The sequence below is a fragment of the Ureaplasma canigenitalium ATCC 51252 genome (assembly GCF_000712165.1).
Taxonomy (GTDB): Bacteria; Bacillota_I; Bacilli_A; order Mycoplasmatales; family Mycoplasmoidaceae; genus Ureaplasma; species Ureaplasma canigenitalium.
Genome location: NZ_JONZ01000005.1, coordinates 1 through 19,031, shown reverse-complemented (window position 1 = coordinate 19,031; position 19,031 = coordinate 1). Strand labels below are relative to the sequence as shown.

At 33.0% G+C, this 19,031-nt stretch carries 22 protein-coding genes, 12 tRNA genes and 1 rRNA gene; 30 read left to right on the top strand and 5 right to left on the bottom strand.

The annotated features are described in order from the left end of the window. Nucleotides 1–26 precede the first annotated feature (26 nt). From secY to rplQ, 9 genes are read left to right on the top strand one after another with little or no spacing between them, the layout of a single operon-like run. Entirely contained in the window at nucleotides 27–1,445 is a 1,419-nt protein-coding gene (secY, locus tag T416_RS0101285; protein ID WP_031489024.1) for a preprotein translocase subunit SecY, read from the top strand. A 10-nt stretch (nucleotides 1,446–1,455) separates the two neighbouring features. Beyond that, nucleotides 1,456–2,085, top strand: a complete 630-nt coding sequence (locus T416_RS0101280; RefSeq protein ID WP_031489023.1) for an adenylate kinase family protein — start codon at nucleotides 1,456–1,458, stop codon at nucleotides 2,083–2,085. A gap of 11 nt (nucleotides 2,086–2,096) precedes the next feature. Then, entirely contained in the window at nucleotides 2,097–2,843 is a 747-nt protein-coding gene (map, locus tag T416_RS0101275; RefSeq protein ID WP_031489022.1) for a type I methionyl aminopeptidase, read from the top strand. 11 nt (nucleotides 2,844–2,854) lie between these two features. Continuing rightward, nucleotides 2,855–3,091 carry a translation initiation factor IF-1 gene (gene infA, locus T416_RS0101270; RefSeq protein WP_031489021.1) on the top strand — a complete coding sequence of 79 codons (237 nt, stop codon included), beginning with the start codon at nucleotides 2,855–2,857 and terminating at the stop codon, nucleotides 3,089–3,091. Between the two features lie 18 nt (nucleotides 3,092–3,109). After that, nucleotides 3,110–3,223, top strand: coding sequence for a 50S ribosomal protein L36 (gene rpmJ / locus T416_RS0101265; RefSeq protein WP_031489020.1), 114 nt, complete (start codon nucleotides 3,110–3,112; stop codon nucleotides 3,221–3,223). 11 nt (nucleotides 3,224–3,234) lie between these two features. Next, the gene (rpsM, locus tag T416_RS0101260; RefSeq protein ID WP_031489019.1) at nucleotides 3,235–3,633 is read left to right on the top strand and encodes a 30S ribosomal protein S13; all 399 of its coding nucleotides are present in this window, start codon (nucleotides 3,235–3,237) and stop codon (nucleotides 3,631–3,633) included. A gap of 20 nt (nucleotides 3,634–3,653) precedes the next feature. Further along, entirely contained in the window at nucleotides 3,654–4,019 is a 366-nt protein-coding gene (rpsK, locus tag T416_RS0101255) for a 30S ribosomal protein S11 (protein ID WP_031489018.1), read from the top strand. Nucleotides 4,020–4,042: 23 nt separating this feature from the next. Then, on the top strand, nucleotides 4,043–5,077 hold the full coding sequence (gene rpoA, locus T416_RS0101250) for a DNA-directed RNA polymerase subunit alpha (protein WP_051675889.1): 1,035 nt from the start codon (nucleotides 4,043–4,045) through the stop codon (nucleotides 5,075–5,077). 12 nt (nucleotides 5,078–5,089) lie between these two features. After that, nucleotides 5,090–5,449, top strand: a complete 360-nt coding sequence (gene rplQ, locus T416_RS0101245) for a 50S ribosomal protein L17 (protein WP_031489016.1) — start codon at nucleotides 5,090–5,092, stop codon at nucleotides 5,447–5,449. A gap of 63 nt (nucleotides 5,450–5,512) precedes the next feature. On the opposite strand, the gene T416_RS0101240 is transcribed toward rplQ, so the two are convergent. The 4 genes from T416_RS0101240 to T416_RS0101225 form a co-directional block, all read right to left on the bottom strand. Continuing rightward, a tRNA-Trp gene (locus tag T416_RS0101240) sits at nucleotides 5,513–5,587 on the bottom strand. A gap of 53 nt (nucleotides 5,588–5,640) precedes the next feature. Then, complete coding sequence (locus T416_RS0101235) at nucleotides 5,641–5,874, bottom strand: acyl carrier protein (protein ID WP_031489015.1); 234 nt, start codon at nucleotides 5,872–5,874, stop codon at nucleotides 5,641–5,643. Then, nucleotides 5,874–7,505 carry a DUF5452 domain-containing protein gene (locus T416_RS03640; RefSeq protein WP_051675887.1) on the bottom strand — a complete coding sequence of 544 codons (1,632 nt, stop codon included), beginning with the start codon at nucleotides 7,503–7,505 and terminating at the stop codon, nucleotides 5,874–5,876. The genes T416_RS0101235 and T416_RS03640 overlap by 1 nt, the downstream gene beginning before the upstream one ends. A gap of 5 nt (nucleotides 7,506–7,510) precedes the next feature. After that, a complete protein-coding gene (locus tag T416_RS0101225; protein ID WP_031489013.1) occupies nucleotides 7,511–8,698 on the bottom strand; it encodes a hypothetical protein in 1,188 nt (395 codons plus the stop codon). Between the two features lie 98 nt (nucleotides 8,699–8,796). Between T416_RS0101225 and T416_RS0101220 the strand changes: the two genes are divergently transcribed. The 15 genes from T416_RS0101220 to T416_RS0101150 all read left to right on the top strand — a co-directional run bounded on the left by T416_RS0101220 (nucleotide 8,797) and on the right by T416_RS0101150 (nucleotide 14,815). Continuing rightward, nucleotides 8,797–8,873, top strand: a tRNA-Arg gene (locus T416_RS0101220). A 34-nt stretch (nucleotides 8,874–8,907) separates the two neighbouring features. Further along, nucleotides 8,908–8,984: transfer RNA gene (locus T416_RS0101215), tRNA-Arg, on the top strand. Nucleotides 8,985–9,104: 120 nt separating this feature from the next. Continuing rightward, nucleotides 9,105–10,013 (top strand): glycosyltransferase, encoded by a 909-nt coding sequence (locus T416_RS0101210; protein WP_051675885.1) that lies wholly within the window; start codon nucleotides 9,105–9,107, stop codon nucleotides 10,011–10,013. 1 nt (nucleotide 10,014) lies between these two features. Beyond that, entirely contained in the window at nucleotides 10,015–10,866 is an 852-nt protein-coding gene (locus T416_RS0101205; RefSeq protein WP_031489011.1) for an RDD family protein, read from the top strand. Nucleotides 10,867–10,874: 8 nt separating this feature from the next. After that, nucleotides 10,875–13,100 carry an ATP-dependent helicase gene (locus T416_RS0101200; protein WP_031489010.1) on the top strand — a complete coding sequence of 742 codons (2,226 nt, stop codon included), beginning with the start codon at nucleotides 10,875–10,877 and terminating at the stop codon, nucleotides 13,098–13,100. A gap of 5 nt (nucleotides 13,101–13,105) precedes the next feature. Continuing rightward, nucleotides 13,106–13,897, top strand: coding sequence for a TIGR00282 family metallophosphoesterase (locus T416_RS0101195; protein ID WP_031489009.1), 792 nt, complete (start codon nucleotides 13,106–13,108; stop codon nucleotides 13,895–13,897). A 63-nt stretch (nucleotides 13,898–13,960) separates the two neighbouring features. Beyond that, a tRNA-Cys gene (locus T416_RS0101190) sits at nucleotides 13,961–14,035 on the top strand. 3 nt (nucleotides 14,036–14,038) lie between these two features. Further along, nucleotides 14,039–14,115 (top strand) — tRNA-Arg (locus T416_RS0101185). 33 nt (nucleotides 14,116–14,148) lie between these two features. After that, nucleotides 14,149–14,225, top strand: a tRNA-Pro gene (locus T416_RS0101180). A gap of 4 nt (nucleotides 14,226–14,229) precedes the next feature. Then, nucleotides 14,230–14,306, top strand: a tRNA-Met gene (locus tag T416_RS0101175). A gap of 4 nt (nucleotides 14,307–14,310) precedes the next feature. Then, nucleotides 14,311–14,388 (top strand) — tRNA-Ile (locus T416_RS0101170). Between the two features lie 72 nt (nucleotides 14,389–14,460). After that, nucleotides 14,461–14,553, top strand: a tRNA-Ser gene (locus T416_RS0101165). 30 nt (nucleotides 14,554–14,583) lie between these two features. Then, nucleotides 14,584–14,660, top strand: a tRNA-Met gene (locus T416_RS0101160). 2 nt (nucleotides 14,661–14,662) lie between these two features. Then, a tRNA-Asp gene (locus T416_RS0101155) sits at nucleotides 14,663–14,738 on the top strand. A gap of 1 nt (nucleotide 14,739) precedes the next feature. Next, nucleotides 14,740–14,815 (top strand) — tRNA-Phe (locus T416_RS0101150). 23 nt (nucleotides 14,816–14,838) lie between these two features. Here T416_RS0101150 and T416_RS0101145 read toward each other — a convergent pair. Continuing rightward, nucleotides 14,839–15,351, bottom strand: coding sequence for a Holliday junction resolvase RecU (locus tag T416_RS0101145; protein ID WP_031489008.1), 513 nt, complete (start codon nucleotides 15,349–15,351; stop codon nucleotides 14,839–14,841). Nucleotides 15,352–15,441: 90 nt separating this feature from the next. Between T416_RS0101145 and efp the strand changes: the two genes are divergently transcribed. The 6 genes from efp to T416_RS0101115 all read left to right on the top strand — a co-directional run. After that, on the top strand, nucleotides 15,442–16,014 hold the full coding sequence (gene efp, locus T416_RS0101140) for an elongation factor P (RefSeq protein ID WP_031489007.1): 573 nt from the start codon (nucleotides 15,442–15,444) through the stop codon (nucleotides 16,012–16,014). Further along, nucleotides 16,014–16,313 carry a hypothetical protein gene (locus T416_RS0101135; protein ID WP_031489006.1) on the top strand — a complete coding sequence of 100 codons (300 nt, stop codon included), beginning with the start codon at nucleotides 16,014–16,016 and terminating at the stop codon, nucleotides 16,311–16,313. The genes efp and T416_RS0101135 overlap by 1 nt, the downstream gene beginning before the upstream one ends. Next, nucleotides 16,313–16,696, top strand: coding sequence for a transcription antitermination factor NusB (locus T416_RS0101130; protein ID WP_031489005.1), 384 nt, complete (start codon nucleotides 16,313–16,315; stop codon nucleotides 16,694–16,696). Before T416_RS0101135 ends, T416_RS0101130 begins: the two co-directional genes overlap by 1 nt. Before the next feature lies 1 nt (nucleotide 16,697). After that, nucleotides 16,698–17,402, top strand: coding sequence for a 16S rRNA (uracil(1498)-N(3))-methyltransferase (locus T416_RS0101125; RefSeq protein WP_031489004.1), 705 nt, complete (start codon nucleotides 16,698–16,700; stop codon nucleotides 17,400–17,402). A gap of 1 nt (nucleotide 17,403) precedes the next feature. Next, complete coding sequence (locus T416_RS0101120) at nucleotides 17,404–18,426, top strand: hypothetical protein (protein ID WP_051675882.1); 1,023 nt, start codon at nucleotides 17,404–17,406, stop codon at nucleotides 18,424–18,426. Between the two features lie 192 nt (nucleotides 18,427–18,618). Further along, nucleotides 18,619–19,031: ribosomal RNA gene (locus T416_RS0101115) — 16S ribosomal RNA — on the top strand; the annotation flags it as partial.

Below are 19,031 nucleotides of genomic sequence, written 5' to 3'. Positions count from 1 at the left end.
CTTTTATCGTTTTTTAAATAGTCGTTATGAATAAGAAAAAACAAAAAAATAGTGGTTGAAAGACCTTTATTGAGATTATTAAGAATAAAAAAACAATGCTTGCTCTTTTTACAACTATTGTTATCTTAATTCTCTTCCGTATCGGTTCAGTTATCCCAATGCCATTTATCCAACTAAACCAAAATTTCCGTCAGCAAGGATCTTTCTTTAGTATTGTTAACTTACTTGGCGGGGGTGGATTGTCTCAACTTAGTATGTTTGCGATTGGGATTGGCCCGTATATTACAGCTCAAATTATTATGCAACTTCTTTCGACTGAATTAATTCCTCCGCTTGCGAAATTGCAGAAGAGCGGTGAACGTGGTCGAAAGAAGATTGAGGTTATTACAAGAATCATTACTCTCCCACTTGCAGTAATGCAGGCTGTTGTCATTATTAACTTGCTATCTCGAAATGACCAGTTTTTTAGCATTGAAGGTGCACCGTTTGCGAAAGATTCTCCACTTTTTTATGTGACTTATATCTTCCTTATGGTAGCTGGAACTTATGTTAGTCTCTTTCTTGCTGACCTAATTTCTAAAAAAGGTCTTGGTAATGGTATTACCTTATTAATTTTAAGTGGGATTGTTGCTGGGTTATTTAATCAATTTAGTAGCATCTTTACTAACTTAGGTGTTGTTACAACCCAAAGAATAGCACAAGTTATCGGTTTTATCCTTTATGTCCTTTTTTACTTGATTATTTTAATTGGTGTTATTTTTGTAAATAACAGCACACGTAAAATCCCGATTCAGCAAACTGGTCAAGCTTTAATTCTTGATCATAGAAAACTTCCCTTCCTTCCGATTAAGATTATGACCGCAGGGGTAATGCCAGTCATCTTTGCATCAACAATCTTAAGCATTCCAGCCCAAGTATCGGAATTTCTTGATCACAATTCAAATGCTTATTCCATTATTCAAAACTATTTTATTATTGATTCATGAAGTGGTCTTGCCATCTATGTCGGATTAATCTTCCTTTTTACCTTTTTCTTTAGTTATGTTCAATTAAATCCTCCAAGGATGTCTGAGGACATCAAAAAGAGTGGTCGATTTATCCCCGGGATTTTAGTTGGAATCAATACCGAAAAATACCTAAATCGAGTAATCTACCGGATTAATTGGTTAGGAGCTCCAATCTTAAGTTTCCTAGCTAGTCTTCCCCACCTTGTTTCCTTGATTGCGAAACAGATTAATAATGGAGTTCCGGTTATTCAGAGTGGCCAAATTTTCGGGGGAACTTCACTAATTATTATGGTTAGTGCGACTCTTGAATTATGAAATGCAATCGTTTCAACTTCGACTTCTACAAATTATGCATATCAACGAAAAGAAATTGAAACTAATATTATTATTAATAAAGATGATGAGAGTAAAAATAGTAAATCATCGAATTTATGGTAGATAAGAAATTATGAAAATTATATTAATTGGAGCACCAGGAGCTGGAAAGGGTACGATTTCCAACTTGTTAATTGAACGAAATAAATTAATGCATATTTCATCAGGTAATTTATTCCGAAAAGTACTCGAAACGAATAGTCCATTAAAGGAACAAATTGACGGAATTTTAAAACAGGGTAAACTTGTACCAGATGAAATTACAAACAAATTTATTTATGATACAGTCCACCCGCTTGTCTTAAAAAATGAGTCATTTGTTCTCGATGGTTACCCGCGCCGTGTATCACAAGCGGAATACCTTGATACTTATTGTTCGCTTGACTATGCCTTCTATCTTGACATTGATCGGGATATCTTAGTTAAGCGATTAACTGGTAGGGTGTCATGTCCAGAGTGTAAATTTATTTACAACATTTATTTCATCAAACCAAAAAAAGAAGGATACTGTGACCACTGTCATATTCCCCTTGTTAAACGGGATGATGATAACATCGATACAGTTCTTCATCGGTTTAAAGAATTTGACGAATTAACTCTACCGTTGATTGAGTACTACGAAAAAGAACAAAAGCTTGTAAGAATTAATGCGAACCAAGATATCACGTCAATGTATAACGAGATTAATCAATATCTAAAATAAAGAAGGTACTTATGGTTATTATTAAAACCGAAGATGATATTAAGAAAATAAAAGAAGCTTGCAGAATTTGAAAAATTGCCCGTGAGGCCATTATCAAAGAGGCTAAAGTTGGTTCAACTTTACTTGAACTCGATGCTCTTGCTGACCGTGTGATTACAGAAAACGGGGGAACTTCTGCTTTTTATCAATATCTTGGTTTTAAGGGTCATATTTGTATTTCAGTGAATGATTGCGTCATTCATGGAGTCCCAACCGATTATGTCATTAAGGAAAATGACAAGGTTACATTTGATGTCGGAGTGAAGTATATGGATCACTACTGTGATGCGGCCTTCACTATTATTTTCGGCAACAATGTAGAAGCAAAAAACATTTCTGATGTTTGTCTTGAATCACTAAACAGAGCAATCAAAATGATTCGTCCTGGAATAAATACTAAAGAAATTTCAAAGACGATTCAAAATTATGTCGAAGGTCAGGGTTACTATATACTACGTGATTTTTGTGGACACGGATGTGGTAATAACATCCATGAAGATCCAATGATCTTCAATTATCGTTCAATGTTTGCACCGAGTGTTATTCTTGAACCAAATATGGTAATCTGTATTGAACCAATGATTCTAAAAGGGAGTAATCAATATTTTATTGATCCCCTTGACCATTGATCTGTCAAATCAAAAAATAAAGAAATCACATGTCATTGAGAACATATGATACTAGTGACTGACGATGGCTGTTTAGTTTTAACTGAATAAAAGAGGATAAAATGGCAGATGAAAAAATAAAAATGACAGGAAAAATCGTTGAAGTCCTTCAAGGTGGGAACTTCAAGGTTCTTCTTGAAAATGATATTATGGTGAACGGCCACGTATCAGGTAAAATGCGAGTCCACAAAATCAATATTTTACCGGGTGATACAGTCGATGTTGAGTTTAGTCCTTATGACTTAACACGTGGAAGAATTACATATCGTCACCGTGATACCTTTAAAAAACCAACCTAATATATAAAGGAAATTTTTATGAAAGTAAGAGCTAGTGTAAAAGCAATTTGCAAGGATTGCAAAATTGTTAAACGATGTGGTGTTGTCCGTGTAATATGTAGCAACCCAAAACACAAGCAACGTCAAGGATAGGAGCTTAGAGCATGGCACGTATTTTAGGAGTAGATATTCCAAATGACAAGCGTGTTGTAATTTCCCTTACCTATATTTTTGGTATAGGAAAATCAACAGCAAGTCAAATTTTAAAAAAAGCTAATATAGATGAAAACATCAGAGTAAAAGATCTTGGTGAACAACAAATCGCTGATATCCGTAAGTATGCTCTAGAATTCGTTAAAATGAATGGCGAAAAGCTACAAATTGAAGGTGACCTTCGTCGTACCATCGCGATGGATATCAAACGATTAATGGAAATTGGTTCATACCGTGGTATGCGTCACCGACGTAACCTACCAGTTCGTGGTCAAAGAACAAAGACAAATGCGAGAACTCGTAAGGGACCTCGTAAGACAGTTGCGAATAAGAAGATTGAAACTAGATAGTAAAAGAAAGGAGAATTACCATGGCAAAGAAGAAGAAATTAAGTTTTACTAACGGTATTGCTTATATTCATACAACAAAAAACAACACCATTATTACTTTGGCTGATGAACAAGGGAATGTCCTTTCTTGAGCTAGTTCTGGAACTATTGGGTATAAAGGAACAAAGAAAAAAACTCCTTACTCAGCCGGGATAGCAGCAGAAAGTGCTGCTAAATCATGCATTGAAATGGGTCTTAAATCAGTTGAAGTTCATGTTAATGGGACAGGGGCAAGTCGTGATACGGCAATTCGTTCACTACAGGCGAGTGGATTAGAAGTTACTAAAATTAAGGATGTGACACCAATCCCACACAATGGATGTAGACCACCTAAAAAACCTAGATAATCTAGTATTAATGGAGAAATTTAATGCAAAAATTTTTAAAGTACAATATCGATGTACCGACCATTTTTAGTGATAATCCGAACCGTACAAAGATTAAAATCGGACCACTTGAAACTGGGTTTGGTGACACATTAGGAAATGCATTACGTCGTATTTGTCTATCTAGTATTCAAGGTGCTAGTATGTTTGCTGTTAAATTCGTTGGTCATTCCCACGAATTTCAAGCAATCCCTGGTGTAAAAGAGGACTTAACCCACATTATTCTTAATTTGAAATCACTCGCAATTAAAGTAAATGAACAAATTTTTGATGATGAACATTTTAATAATTTAATCATGGAAAAATGACCAAAAATGATGATTAAATTTGAAGGACCGGGTCTAGTTACAGCTGGTGATATCATCTGTCCACTTGGTTTCGAAATTTTAAATAAAGAATTAATCATTGCTGAAGTTACAGAACCGGTTTCTCTTGAAATTGAAATCTATGCCCGTACAGGTCGAGGACGTGTTGATTTTATGACTAACAAGGATTATGTTCAAACACTTCACATGATTCCAACCGATTCAAACTACAGTCCAGTCATTCATTTCAAGTATGATGTTGAAACAATTAAGGACTCTAAGAACTCTGTTTCAGAAATCCTTACAATTGACATCGCGACTAATGGAACTGTTTCAGGGTCAGATGCGATTGCGATTGCGGCAAAAATAATGCAGGCACACCTTCAACCAATTGTTGACATCAATAAAACAATTAATAATTTGATTATTACAAGAGAAAAGGAAGAGGAAGAAAAACGAACAAGCTCATCAATAATGATTGATGATTTAGATTTAACTGTTCGTGCTTATAATGCCCTTAAGCAATCTGGAATTAATTCAACTCTTGAATTAATTGAAATGAACCGTGCAACTCTTGAACGAATTAAGAACCTTGGACGTAAGTCTGTAACAGAAATTGTTAAGAAGCTTGCTGACCGTGGTTTATATTTGAAGGATGATCATCCAACATACAACGATTTCATCCGTGATTTAAATAACGATGATGAAGAATAGGAAGGAGTAAAAATGAGTTATATTAATAAACCTGGTAAGACAAGATCTTGACGTAAAATGGTCTCTCGTCAACAAGTTTCAGATGTGCTTGCTTATGGTGCAATCACAACAACTAAGACGAAAGCCAAAGAATCACAACGACATGTGGAACACTTAATTACCCTTGCGAAGAAAAATACTCTTGCAAGTCGAAGACAAGCAGCTAGTTATTTACTAAACACAAAACTTTACGATAAGAAGAGTTTGTTGCAAAAGTTATTTAACGAAATTGGAACAAAGTATAGTAAACGTAATGGTGGATATACCCGTGTTATTAAACTAGGGACAAGAGCTTCTGATAATACCGAAGAAGCAGTATTACAACTTGTTTAATTAAAACAAAAAGAAACAAGAAAAAACCATCTGGATTACCTCCGGATGGTTTTTATTTATTAATGGCAGGGGTAGCAGGACTCGAACCCACAACACGCGGATTTGAAGTCCGCAGTTCTACCATTGAACTATACCCCTAATCGTTAGCATAAGTATTTATATATTATAACTAACGAAATAGTGATCCGCAACTACCTTAATTTATTTTTAAATGCTTCGATTAAATCACTTAATGTCTTTATTTTCATAAGTACATCATCATCAAGTGTAACACCTAACTCTTCTTCGATTTTAATAATTAAATCAATAGCAATTAAACTATCAATCCCAAGATCTTTTAATGATGTATCTTGCTTATTAAAATTAAGACTAATTTTTTTTTCTTTAGCTACTTTTTCAATTGCGGTTCTTATTTTATTTTCCATTAATTTAGCTCTATTACAAATTGATCGTAATATCTCATTTCATTTTCAATATTATATTGATCAAAATATCAATTAACATTAATTATAACCGTTTTCTTTTCATCACCGAAACTATATTTAACATCAGTTTTAATATAGTTCATTAATGGTTTAAATTCATTAAAACTACTGATAGCTTGACGAATAATTTTTACAATTCCACTTTCAAATTCATCCAGTGAAAAGGTGATATTAGTTGTATCACCACTAAAATAATGTTCGTAATCAAGTAATTTATAAAGATCGTTATTTTGCTCGACAGCATTAACTAGGTTAAACCGAATAATAGGAATTTCTTTTTTCTCTGTTGTATTTTTGATTACTGATTTTTGGTTAAATTTTTTTGTTGTAGTATTGTCTCTCTGCTTTGTCGTTAAGTGGGTTTCTGTTTTTACTTTTCCCGTTATAGTCTTTTCTTTTTCTTCAACACCTGTTCGACTCTTTTTATCGACTTTATTTTCACTTTTGTATTGATTTCTTTTAGCTTCGTCAATCTTCTTTAAATTAGGATTCTCATTTTTTTCTGTTGACAAAAGAAGACCAGGATTTATTCCTTTATTAATAGATTCACCATTATCTATTTTTTTAAGCAATGATTGCTCGAGTTTATATGCTGGAATGCTGTGTCTTTTTCTTATTTCTTCCTGATTATCGTTCGAAAGATTAGTACTATTTTGTAAAGGATTGATTGGTATTTTAGGTTTAATAGTATTGCTTTCTTTCTGATTATCAGACACCTTTTTAGATATAGTTGAATGACCATTATAAGAATTCAATTCTTCTTTTTTATCGCTAGTTAATGAATTCGATTTATTTTGACTATTATCTAAATTTTCTTTGGTAGAAAATGCTCCAGGAGAAGATTTAATTTCTTTTTCTTCTTCAATAGATAGCTTGTTTTCTTCTTTTTTTAAAGTTTCAGCATTGACCTTATTTCCACTATTGTTTCCATTGACATTATTAGCGGTTTTTTCGTTTATAGCACTATCTTTGGTATTTTTTTGATTTTTAGTAGCTACTATAGATGATATTTTATCTTTTGATTTAGTTTGAGTATTTTCTGTTTTACTATTTTCGCCTAAATGTAAATTACTCTGTTCTGCTGATCCTTCACTGTCGTCATTGTGTTCTTTTGTTTCTTTTAATGTTTCGTTAGTTTGATTAAGTTGTGAATTATCATCACTTTTGTTGTTTTTGTAATATATATACTTGGTTGTTTCTTTGTTATTGTTTTTCGTTACATCAATGTCGATATTTTTAATATTGTTTGCATCGCGGTCAACTATAGTGATTTGTTCATTAATTTTCAACAATTCACTAGATTTATCAGACTCATTTCTCTTCTTAAGTTCTTCAATACGCTCGTCGATGTTGTTGAATTCGTTTTTGTAACTTGGTTTGTTTTCATAATATACCTCTCCTTTAGTAGCATCAATATCGTTTGCTACATTTTGATTATTGTTTTCAATAATTTTTTGATTTATTTTGTTTTGATTAGATGTAAGTGCAATACTTGTTCCAGTTCCAACAAGGGCACCGAAACCAATCACACCTGTAAAAGTTCCTACTAGGATTTTCGTTTTCTTTGTCATAACTTTTATCCCTTAATTGTCTTTCACTTGATGTTTTCACTTTTAATTTCAGCTTTTCGTACACTGAATTTAGGTGTTCCTTGTTTGAGAAAGTTGCTATTAAAGATAATTTGCTTGTCAAATTGATGAATTTTTCTTCCATTTAAGTTACTAATTAAGAGCACTTTAATATTCACGGTCTGCTTGTTTGGTAATCAAACACCAGCATATCCTAAATGATCGTTTATTACCAATTCATCACGATCAAAATCGTAGAAGGTTTTAGTTTTAATTAAAAAATCAACAATATCTCCTTGTTTGCTATAACTGGTTGTTGACTCTTCAAAACTAAATGTTTTAGTGTAACCTTTTAGGTTACGATATGAAAATTCAATTTTGTATGATAATAAATTAAAACCGAATTGGTCACCATATTTATTTTGTTCAAAAATTTTCAGTTTTCCTAGCGAATCAAGTCTAGAATTTAAGATTATTTCTTGCTGTTTTAGAGCACTCTTTTCGCTCAAGCTTTCATCGCTAAAAAAAGTTGGTACTGAACCTTGATGAATATTAAACTTTGCTGTTGCTCTTTCTTTATATATAGGATTGTCTAAATCAGTGAAACGATTTTGATACTTAAAAAATACCGGAGTGTTGTTTAGCAGTTTGCTTGTAGCTTGCTCCATCATTTCCTTCGACACATTGTTATAGACAATCATTTTATTATCAAGCCACTTAGGGTTGATTTTTGCATTGATAATTCATTGAAGATTCTTAAAGTCGACAATCTTAGTGTTAATTCCTGTTTTGTTTAAATCAATTTTAAACTTTGCTTGATAAACATGGTCATAACCAGAACCATCACCAATAATACCATTTGAATCGTTTCTTCGCTTTTCAAGATACCGAGTACTAATATTTTCGAAAGATCCATGGTCAGCGACTGCATCTATCATGAAAAAATCACTTGGTAAACTAAAGTCACCAGAAATGAATAAGTCAACCGTTATTTCAAGAACATCATTGCTAATTTTTACATCAAAATTTTTTGAAGTAGGATAGAACGGTACTCTACCGTATAATTCGGGAATGTCGCGTTCAACATCGGGAAAATTAACAAAATAACGCTTGACCTCGTAATTTTGTTGATGTCTGGTCTCGTTTTTAACTTTTCGTTCGTGTACAATTTGGTTATTTAATTGTGTATAGTACATTTTTTACCTCCTCGCTATGTATATTCGCGATTTTTTCTCTTTTTTAGAAAATTTTTTATTTTTTTTATATAGTCCTTTTTTGTATAATTAAAAATATTGCACCTGTAGCTCAGTAGGATAGAGCATACGCCTTCTAAGCGTACGGTCAGGGGTTCGAATCCCTTCAGGTGCGCCATTAAATTTTTCTAATTAAGGTTTCCTTAATTAGTGCACCCATAGTTCAATTGGTTAGAATATACGCCTTCGAAGCGTAGGGTTAGAAGTTCGAGTCTTCTTGGGTGCGCCAATTGACTCTAAATAGCTAAGTCACTTAGCTATTTTTTTATTATCAATCAGTAAAAAATGAAAATGCTTTATAATAAAAGATATGTATCGTTTAAGTATTATTTTGCATTTATCAAAAAATATGAATAACCTAAGAAAAAACCTTAGTTTATTTTTTCAAGCAGTTGCTAAAAACAAAAAAGAGATTGAATTGATTTTAATTGACGATGCATCAGAACAAAATGTTTTTAAAACAATTTCAACGGTTATTGATGAATACAATATCAATGTTCGTTATGTTTATGTTGACCAAATTCTGGGGTATGGAAATGCCTATAATATTGGTCTTCAATACTCGAATGCTGATTATGTCTGGTTTGTGGCAACTAATCATGAGTTAAATCTTGATGTGCTTCCCGTTTTACTAAATGCTTTAAATGACGGTTATGATATTTTTAGCTTTAACTTGAATGATGAAATTGCCGATAATGAATCAAACCTTCATCTACTTCTCGAAAAGCAAATGATTGTGCGTTATTGTCGGTCAATTTCAAACAAGATTATTAAGAAAACCTTTATACTTGAACATAATCTATCATTTAACTCGGTTAAGTGGTATCCAGCACTTTACATTTTTAACTTACTAACTAACTTTCAATCATGAAGACACTTAAACATTAATCTTCTTTCAAGACAAAATCATAGTGTCTTGATTTACAACATTTATGATTTGCTTTCTCAAATAAAGTTACTTTACGCTTTATTTGAGAAATATGGTCTTCTTGAACAATATTTGGATGAACTTTGTTTCTGAATGACTGTTATTTGTCTTTATTCATTTCTTAATAGCATTTACGAATCGCATGCAATTAACTTCCGGAATAAATATAAATTAATGGAAAAGAAAAAAGTTATCCAACTTGCTATTGAAAATGCTGTGAGATACCTACAGACATACTTCCCTGATTTTCAAAACAATAAGTATGTGAAACTTTATAAGACAAAACTCCTAAAATACTACATTAAAGCAAAGCAAGGACTTGACTGATAAAATGAATAAAGATCAATCAAATCAACAAACGGATGAAATTTTATTTAATGAAAGGTTGCGAGCAAAATTAAATCCCAACGAGAAAAAAGACGAAAAAGACGAACTTAAAGAAAAAGACGATGACGGTTTTCCGGTCATTACAACAGGTCGTCGAATCGCGGTTAGTTTTCTTGATTTTAGTTTTATTAGCATTTTAAGTATCCTTTTTTCACTCTTCTTTTTTATTAACTCTGAATTTACTCTTGCTGATTTATTTAAGAATGAACCGAATAAGGCAATGGAACCTATTCGAATTTTTGGAATTACTTTGTTAAGTTTTGTAATTTACTGAATTTACTTTTATTTCATTCCACTTTTTACTAATTCTCGTACTTTATTTCGTTATCTATTGAAGGTGCAAATTATTAGTTTAAAAGAGCAAAATAATCGTAAAATACTAGCACTAGGACTTTTTAAACACAATTTTTTTACTTGATTTACCTTTATCTTTGTATCCGTCCTTTGCTCGACTTTTACCTTTGCTTTTACCGAACCAAATGACCTAAAAGATTATGTAATTTCTGTGATGTCATTAAAATCGGTTGCTGACCATCCTAATGATCTTGTTAATGTCTTTTCAATTCTAACAAAAAGTCTTTATAGCATTGCTGGAATTATTTCTTCAATTATTTTTGTGCATCTTTTTTTTAATAAGAATAAGCGATCGATTCCTGATCTTTTTAGCCATATGGTAACACTCTACCTTGTGCGTGAAAATAAACCTAAAAATGATGAAAATGATGCGGATAAATATAAGAAGTTATTTAAATCTAATAACTTTGATCATCTCATAAACGAAATTGACAAAATATAGGTGGAAAAATGATTGGAACTCTGCAACTTGATAAGTTAAATAAAGAACAAAAAGAAGCGGTCACCGCTCCCTTTGGTCCAGTTATTGTAATTGCAGGTGCTGGGAGCGGGAAGACGAGTGTTCTCACCTTACGAATTGCTTACCTTGTTCAAGAAAAAGGAGTTAAACCAAGAAAAATTCTTGGTTTTACTTTTACAAATAAAGCGGCAAATGAAATGAAGGAACGTATTAAAAAATGAATTAATATCCCGATTCCTTTCCTTGGAACTTTTCATAGTTTTTGTGTTAAATTTCTTCGCCAGGAAATACACCATCTTGGTTTTAAAAATGAATTTGACATCATAGCCGATGATGATCAAGTTGCTTTTATCAAACAAATTCTTGATGAGTTAGGAACTTCTGATTTTAAACCGAGAGATGTGGTTCGAGTGATTTCGTTTCTAAAAACCAATCAACTTGATTTATCTTACATTCTTGATAGTAAACATTGAAAAAATTTTGAGATAAATAACTTAAACGAAGCCAATTTTTTACTTAATGTGATTGATCTTTATATTAAGAGATCAAAGGTTATGAACTACCTTGATTTTGATGACCTTATCTTGTTTACTAAGGAAATTCTCCAACGGTTTAACGATGTAAGAACTAAGTGGATTAACTCATTTGATTACATTCTTGTAGATGAATTCCAAGATACAAATTTTATCCAATATGAGTTAATTTCATTACTTATCAATGAACAACAAAACTTGTTTGTTGTGGGTGATCCGGACCAGATGATTTATTCCTTCCGTGGTGCTAAGGAAGCGATTATTAATAATTTTAATAAGAATTTTAATAACCCAACGACGATTGTGCTTAATCAAAATTATCGTTCGACTCAACAAATTCTTGATATTGCAAATAAATTGATTAATGTTAATACAAGACTTGAAACAAAGCACCTTCTTGCAAACAGTCGTTTTGATCATCATCCCGTATTTTTTAAAGGGTCATCGAATGATGAGGAAATTAATTTTGTTGTTAATGAAATTGTTCGGTTAATCAACACCGAAGATGTAATGTTGAAAGATATAACTGTTCTTTATCGAAGTAACCACCACAGTCGACAGATTGAACAAGTTCTAATTGAGAATAATATTCCGTATAACTTATATGGTGGCTTTAAGTTTTATCAACGGGAAGAAATCAAGGATATTATTGCTTATCTTAAAGTTATTAATAACTATGACGAACTTTCATTATTAAGAGTTATTAATAAGCCACGACGAGCCATTTCTTCGCAAACTTTTGAACACATCAAAACTTTTATGATGCTTCATCAATTTTCAATTAAGGATGCTCTTCGTGAGAGTTTGATGAACACCAATTTAACTAAAACACAAGCATCTAATGTCATTAAGTTTTACACACTGATGGAAGAGATTGTAGCTTTTAAAAATAAAATATCTATTCCTGATCTTGTTGATCTTTTACTAACAAAAATTGAATATGAAAAATCATTGAAGAAAGAAGAACGAGATCAAAAAATGGATAATATTACTGAATTAAAAAATGCCATTAGCCAGTATTTTCTGAAGAACCAATCAAATACACTTTCCGACTATCTTCTTGATATTACACTCTACACTTCGCTTGATGACAAAAAGAGGCAAGAAAATGCTGTAAATTTGATGACTGTTCATACTTCAAAAGGTCTTGAATACGATAATGTTTTTATCATTAATATGGTTGATGATGTTTTTCCATCAGAAAAAGCAATCCAGGCCGATGGTCAAAGAGCTCTTGAGGAGGAGCGACGGATTTTATATGTAGCTATCACAAGAGCTAAGAAACGTCTTTATATGACCACTTTTGCTGGTTCTGCTTATGGTGGAAAAATGAAAAAGCCTAGTCGATTTTTTAATGACATTGGCCTTGAAAATTTAAAATTTCATTCTAATCATTTAGTCACCAATCGTCCTAAAAATGTGTCCTATTCTAGTTTTAAAAAGCAAGCTGAAGAATTTGAGTGATTTGATTCAAAAAGAAAAATCATTCAAACTGAAAATAATTATTATGACCAAAATATGATTAATAATTTTAAAATTGGTGACACCATTGTCCATCAACTTTTTGGTCCTGGTACAGTAATTAGTATTGATGGGGATAATCTCAAAATTTTATTTAATCGATTTCCACAACCTAAAAATATTGCTTATAATCATAAAGCAATTAGAAGAAGAACGGAATAAAACCAATGAAAATTTTAATGATTGGGGATATTTTTTCAAAACAAGGAAGAAATGCTGTCGCGAAGGAACTTCCAAAACTAAGAGAGCGATACAATCTTGATTTTGTCATTGCGAATGCGGAGAATACAACTCATGGTCGCGGTCTTTGTCTTAAACATTATGAAGAATTAAAAAGTGCAGGCATTGACTGTTTTACGATGGGTAATCATACATGGGATCACAAAGATATTTTTGAATTAATGAAATCACACAATGATGTCATTCGACCATACAATATTAATAAGGAAAATAATTATTCATTATATGGACTTGGTTCGAGCATTTTCGTTATTAAAAATAAGTCAATTCGTGTGACGAATCTCCTTGGTTTATCAGTTAATATGAAAGGTCTTCAATCAAACCCGTTCGAAGCCCTTGATGAAATTATCAAGTTTGATGAATCGGACATCCATTTAGTTGATTTTCATGCTGAGACAACATCTGAGAAGAATGCTCTTTTTATGGATTTTGCTGGTTCTGTTTCGGTTATTGTCGGTACACACACCCATGTTCCTACAAACGATGCACGGATTTTAAATCACACCGCATACCAAACTGACCTTGGAATGACTGGTCCGATAAATAGTGTGATTGGTGCTGATCCTGTTGACCCGATCGCCCGATTTCGAAATCCATTAAAACCTTTTATCCTAAAACCTTCAACTGCTAAGTATGTTTTTTCAAGTACGCTCATTGAATTTGATGATGAAACTTCTCATCCAATTTCCATTCGTCCAATCATTATTTACGAAGAATAGTGTTGACATATGAAGCCGTTATGGCTATAATTTTTTAGTATTTATGAATTGTAGAATATGATTGGTGCCATAGCCAAGTGGTAAGGTCAGGAGCTGCAACCTCCTTATTCGTCAGTTCGAATCTGACTGGCACCTCCATGTGCATCCTTAGCTCAATTGGATAGAGCGTCTGGCTACGGACCAGAAGGCTATGGGTTCGACTCCTTTAGGGTGCGCCATTAATAAATATATAACCTACTCGTTAGGTTTTTCGGGAAGTAGCACAGCTTGGTAGTGCACCTGGTTTGGGACCAGGGGGTCGCAGGTTCGAATCCTGTCTTCCCGACCATTTTGGCTGGATAGCTCAGTTGGTTAGAGCGCTCGGTTCATACCCGGGAGGTCCAGAGTTCGAATCTCTGTCCAGCCACCAATACGCTTCTATAGCTCAATTTGGTTAGAGCCCCCGACTCATAATCGGTCGGTTACAGGTTCAAGTCCTGTTAGAAGCACCATTTATAAAAAATAATAGAAGCGATTATTGGGCTATATGATATAATATTAATTGTATTTATTCCCAATATCTTGGAGAAATACCCAAGTCCGGTTGAAGGGATCAGTCTTGAAAACTGAGAGGTGGCGTGAGCCACGCGGGGGTTCGAATCCCTCTTTCTCCACCATTAATAAATATAACCCTTAACGGGTTACATCGCGGGATAGAGCAGCTTGGTAGCTCGTCAGGCTCATAATCTGGAGGTCGGAGGTTCAAATCCTTCTCCCGCAACCAATGGTTCTGTAGTGTAGTGATTAACATGCCTCTCTGTCACAGAGGAGATCGCGGGTTTGACTCCCGTCAGGACCGCCATGGTTTCGTAGCTCAGTCGGTAGAGCAACGGACTGAAGATCCGTGTGTCGACAGTTCGATTCTGTCCGAAACCACCATAATAAATTTAGCGTTAGAAATACTAGGGAAACCTAGTATTTTTTTGTAGGTAATTAATTACCTGGTTAAAATCAATTACTCCCGGTAAAGTTAATGGAATTTGAAAAAAATGTTCCTTCACATAATCGATATCAAGATGTTTACTTTTTGTCGCTCGAATGTAATTAATTAACTCCTGATAAGTAATTAGAAAATATAAATCATGGTTAACATAAGCAACAAGAACAAAGGAATATCCGCGGTTTGCATCGATAAGAGCAAGATGGTTTAATTGATGCTTCTTTATCATTGAAAGATCAAAGACATCACCATTTGTCTGTTTCGCCTCAAAATCGAAGTACATTCCATTAAAAAAACCATAGTAATCAGTTTGACTTGTTCTGGTAATTCGACCATCGACACTTTTATCAACAACCTTTCTAATCTTGATATCCACATTCCGCTTAATAAAAAAAGCTTGATAGCGAATGTTAAAGTATTCAATCGATTGATTAATAAGTGTTTCGAAATGCATTCCCTTGTTAATGTAAAACATAATTTACCTTTTTGTATTTAGTTAGAAAATAATATAAAATATAACATTATAGTATTTGCAAAATTTTAGAGAAAATAGAGAAAGAAAAAAATGGCAACAATTATTCATGCGAAAGATTTACGAGCTGGTCATACTTACATCCTAGATGGTAATATTTTCCAAGTGCTTGAAAATAGCTTTAATAAAACCGCAATGCGTGAAGGTATTGTGAAGTGTAAAGTTAAAAACCTAAGAACTGGAGCGATTACAACTGAAACCTTGACCGGGTTTAAAGTTGAACAAGCCATGATCGAAAAAATGAAAATGACCTTTAGTTATGATGAAGGTAATGCTTATGTTTTTATGGACAACGACACTTACGAACAAATTTCTATTCCTTATCAACAAATTGAGTGAGAAAAGAAGTTTATTGAAGATGGTACTGAAGTTAATGTGATGCGTTATGAAGATGAAATTCTAGGTGTCAGTTTACCTGATCAACTGATCGTTACCATTACGGATGCCGAGGAGGCAGTTCAAGGAAATAGTGTGACTAATGCGACAAAACGTGCTTGACTTGCAAGCGGTTGAGATTTCCAAGTTCCACAATTCATCAAAGCTAACGAAAAAGTGGTAATTAATACTTCAAATGGTCAATATGTATCACGGGCTAAGGAAAATTAATGGAAGAAATTCTTTTAATTACCACAAAAAAAGGAAACATCTTTACTACACTAACTCGTATTAAGAAATTTATTAGTGATAAATTTAGTTTACTAGTTGATGAACGATTCGTATTGAAGGATGTGATGGTTGAACAAAGTTCAAACCAATCTCCGACCATTTCTGTTTTGATTAAATTAAAAAAACCAATGAAGATTAATTTAGAAGAAATTAAGACGATACAAAACCATCTTTCTTCCTTTGTTTATATGAATCTAAACTTAGATACACGTGCTCTTAATGTGGGGATTGATTTATAATGGAACGACAATGACAAAAAAGGGTTAAACTATTTCAATTTGCCTACAATATGTTAATGACTACTAATCTTTCTTCTGAAGAAAAGATGAAAAAGGTGATTGATTTTAATCTCGATGGAGATTGACTTCAAGCGAGTGATTACCTAGTTAATCACTTTGAAACAATCATCAAAGATCTTAAAAAATATATTAGTGAAGATTGAACTTTTGAGCGTTGTAGTAAGGTTGATCAAGCTCTTCTAATCGCAGCCTATGCTGAATTTTATGGAATGAAGACCGACAAAAAAATTGTCATCGACCAGTCTTTAATTACCGCTCATAAGTTCAGTGATTCAACCTCTTTTAAATACATTAATGCGATACTTGATCAAGCATTAAATTAAGATGCGACAATATTTTGCCTTAAAAATAAAAGACGGTAAGGTTTTTCTAAAAGATGAGGATAAGCACCACATCGTCACTGTACTTCGTTGTCAAATTGGTGATCAATTCATCGTTGTCAATCAAGGTGTTAAATATCTTTGTCGGGTAACCGCAATTGCTCCACTCTTCATTAATGTTGAAAAAACAATCACTGACCAGAACGAGATTAATTACCACATCGATGTATTCTCTAGTTTTATCAAACCAAGTCATTTTGAATATATGGTTATGAAGAGTGCTGAATTTGGTGTTAAAAATTTTTATCCAATTTCTTTTCGGTATACCGTCAAAGATCCGCGGATTAAACACGAACGGATTTTAAAAATCATTGATGGTGCAGCTAAACAAAGCAATAATATCGAGATCATGCATTTTCATAATCAAATGTCATTTAGTTTAATGCTTGAAATGTTAACTACATATGATCTTGTCGTTTTTTCATATGAAAAGGAAGAAAAATATCTTTTAAATAAGATTAATGATGAAATTAAAAAAGCTAACCGCATTGCTCTTATCATTGGACCAGAAGGTGGTTTTCACCCAGATGAATACCTTTTACTTAAAAAGTTAAAAAATGTCAAAACAACTAAATTAACTAATACTATTTTAAGAACAGAGACAGCTCTTTTTTACTTAATTTCAAATATCATAGATCGGAAGTTATAAAATGTATCAGCGACTTGTAAATTATTTAATTGTCTTAACTGGACTTTTTGCGATCATCGGAATCGCGGTTGGATTTGGTGTTTGATTCCATAAATATAATCAATATATTGAATTAGACAACTTAAAGCAATTAGGTTTTGATAGTGTAAAAAACATTTTCAGCATCAACGGACCAATTCTTGATGGGCTAAAAGGTTTTGCTTCGGATAATATCGCAGGTTATATCGTTCCAATTTTTTCACTTTTAATTAATGCTGGATTAATCGTTGGTTATTTTTTCCTGAACCGTAGATTAAGACGAAAACTAGAATTTAGTGTTAAACCAAAACTTTATATTCATAATCAATTTACGACCGTTTATCTTGCGATTGCCCTTTCATTTCTGGCATGAGTTTTCTCATATATTGCAATAGGAATTGATTTTAGTCAAGTTGACATCATTCGGAATACCAATACTGCTGATAATGCAACTGATATTAACGACCAACTTTTCATAAACTGACACAGTGCGGTTAGCACCGCATTCTTAATGAAAAAGAATCTTTACATTGCTTTTTTCGTCATTATAATTGCCTTTGCTGGTTGTGTGGTTGGTTTTATGAACTTCTTTAGTCTTAAAATTGCTTATGAACAAACAGCGAAAGCTACTATTAAACAACTAGAGATTGACCGTAATGATGTTCGATCTGAATACTATGTCTTTGACGAAACAAAAACACTATCAAAGTACGATGAGTTTATTCTTAGTCAAAAAAAGCAGTACGAGCAAATCATTATAAACCGCATCAATGATAAAGAAGATGAATACTATAAGGATTTAAATCTTGATATATCATCGCTTTCTGATGAGAGAAAAATTGAATTAAGAATCAAAGCAACTGAATTTGTCCTAAACGACCTTGACGAACAACGGATTATTAATCAAAGTCTTGATAATGAAAAGAAGAAAAAAGACGATGATAGTTCAAATCCTATTAATCATGATGATAGTTCTGACCAACAGGCAACTTCAGGGAATTTCTAAAATTTTATTTTTTAAAAAAAATGTTGCTTTTTGTCAGCATTCGTTATATACTTATATTTGTGCTTAATGTACGGAATACGTTTTAAACATATTCACAGTCATAATTACTATAATTATTATTTATGTACTTAAGTACTTTTTTTAACAATATTTTGTTAAGAATGTTCTTTGAAAACTAAATAGAATCCGTCAATTATAAAGAGTTTGATCCTGGCTCAGGATTAACGCTGGCGGCATGCCTAATACATGCAAATCGAACGAAGCCTTTTGGCTTAGTGGTGAACGGGTGAGTAACACGTATCCAATCTACCCTTAAGTTGGGGATAACTAGTCGAAAGATTAGCTAATACCGAATAATAACATAATTATCACATGAGAATATGTAGAAAGTCGCGTTTGCGACGCTTTTGGATGAGGGTGCGACGTATCAGATAGTTGGTGAGGTAACGGCTCACCAAGTCAATGACGCGTAGCTGTACTGAGAGGTAGAACAGCCACAATGGGACTGAGACACGGCCCATACTCCTACGGGAGGCAGCAGTAGGGAATTTTTCACAATGGGCGAAAGCCTTATGAAGCAATGCCGCGTGAACGATGAAGGTCTA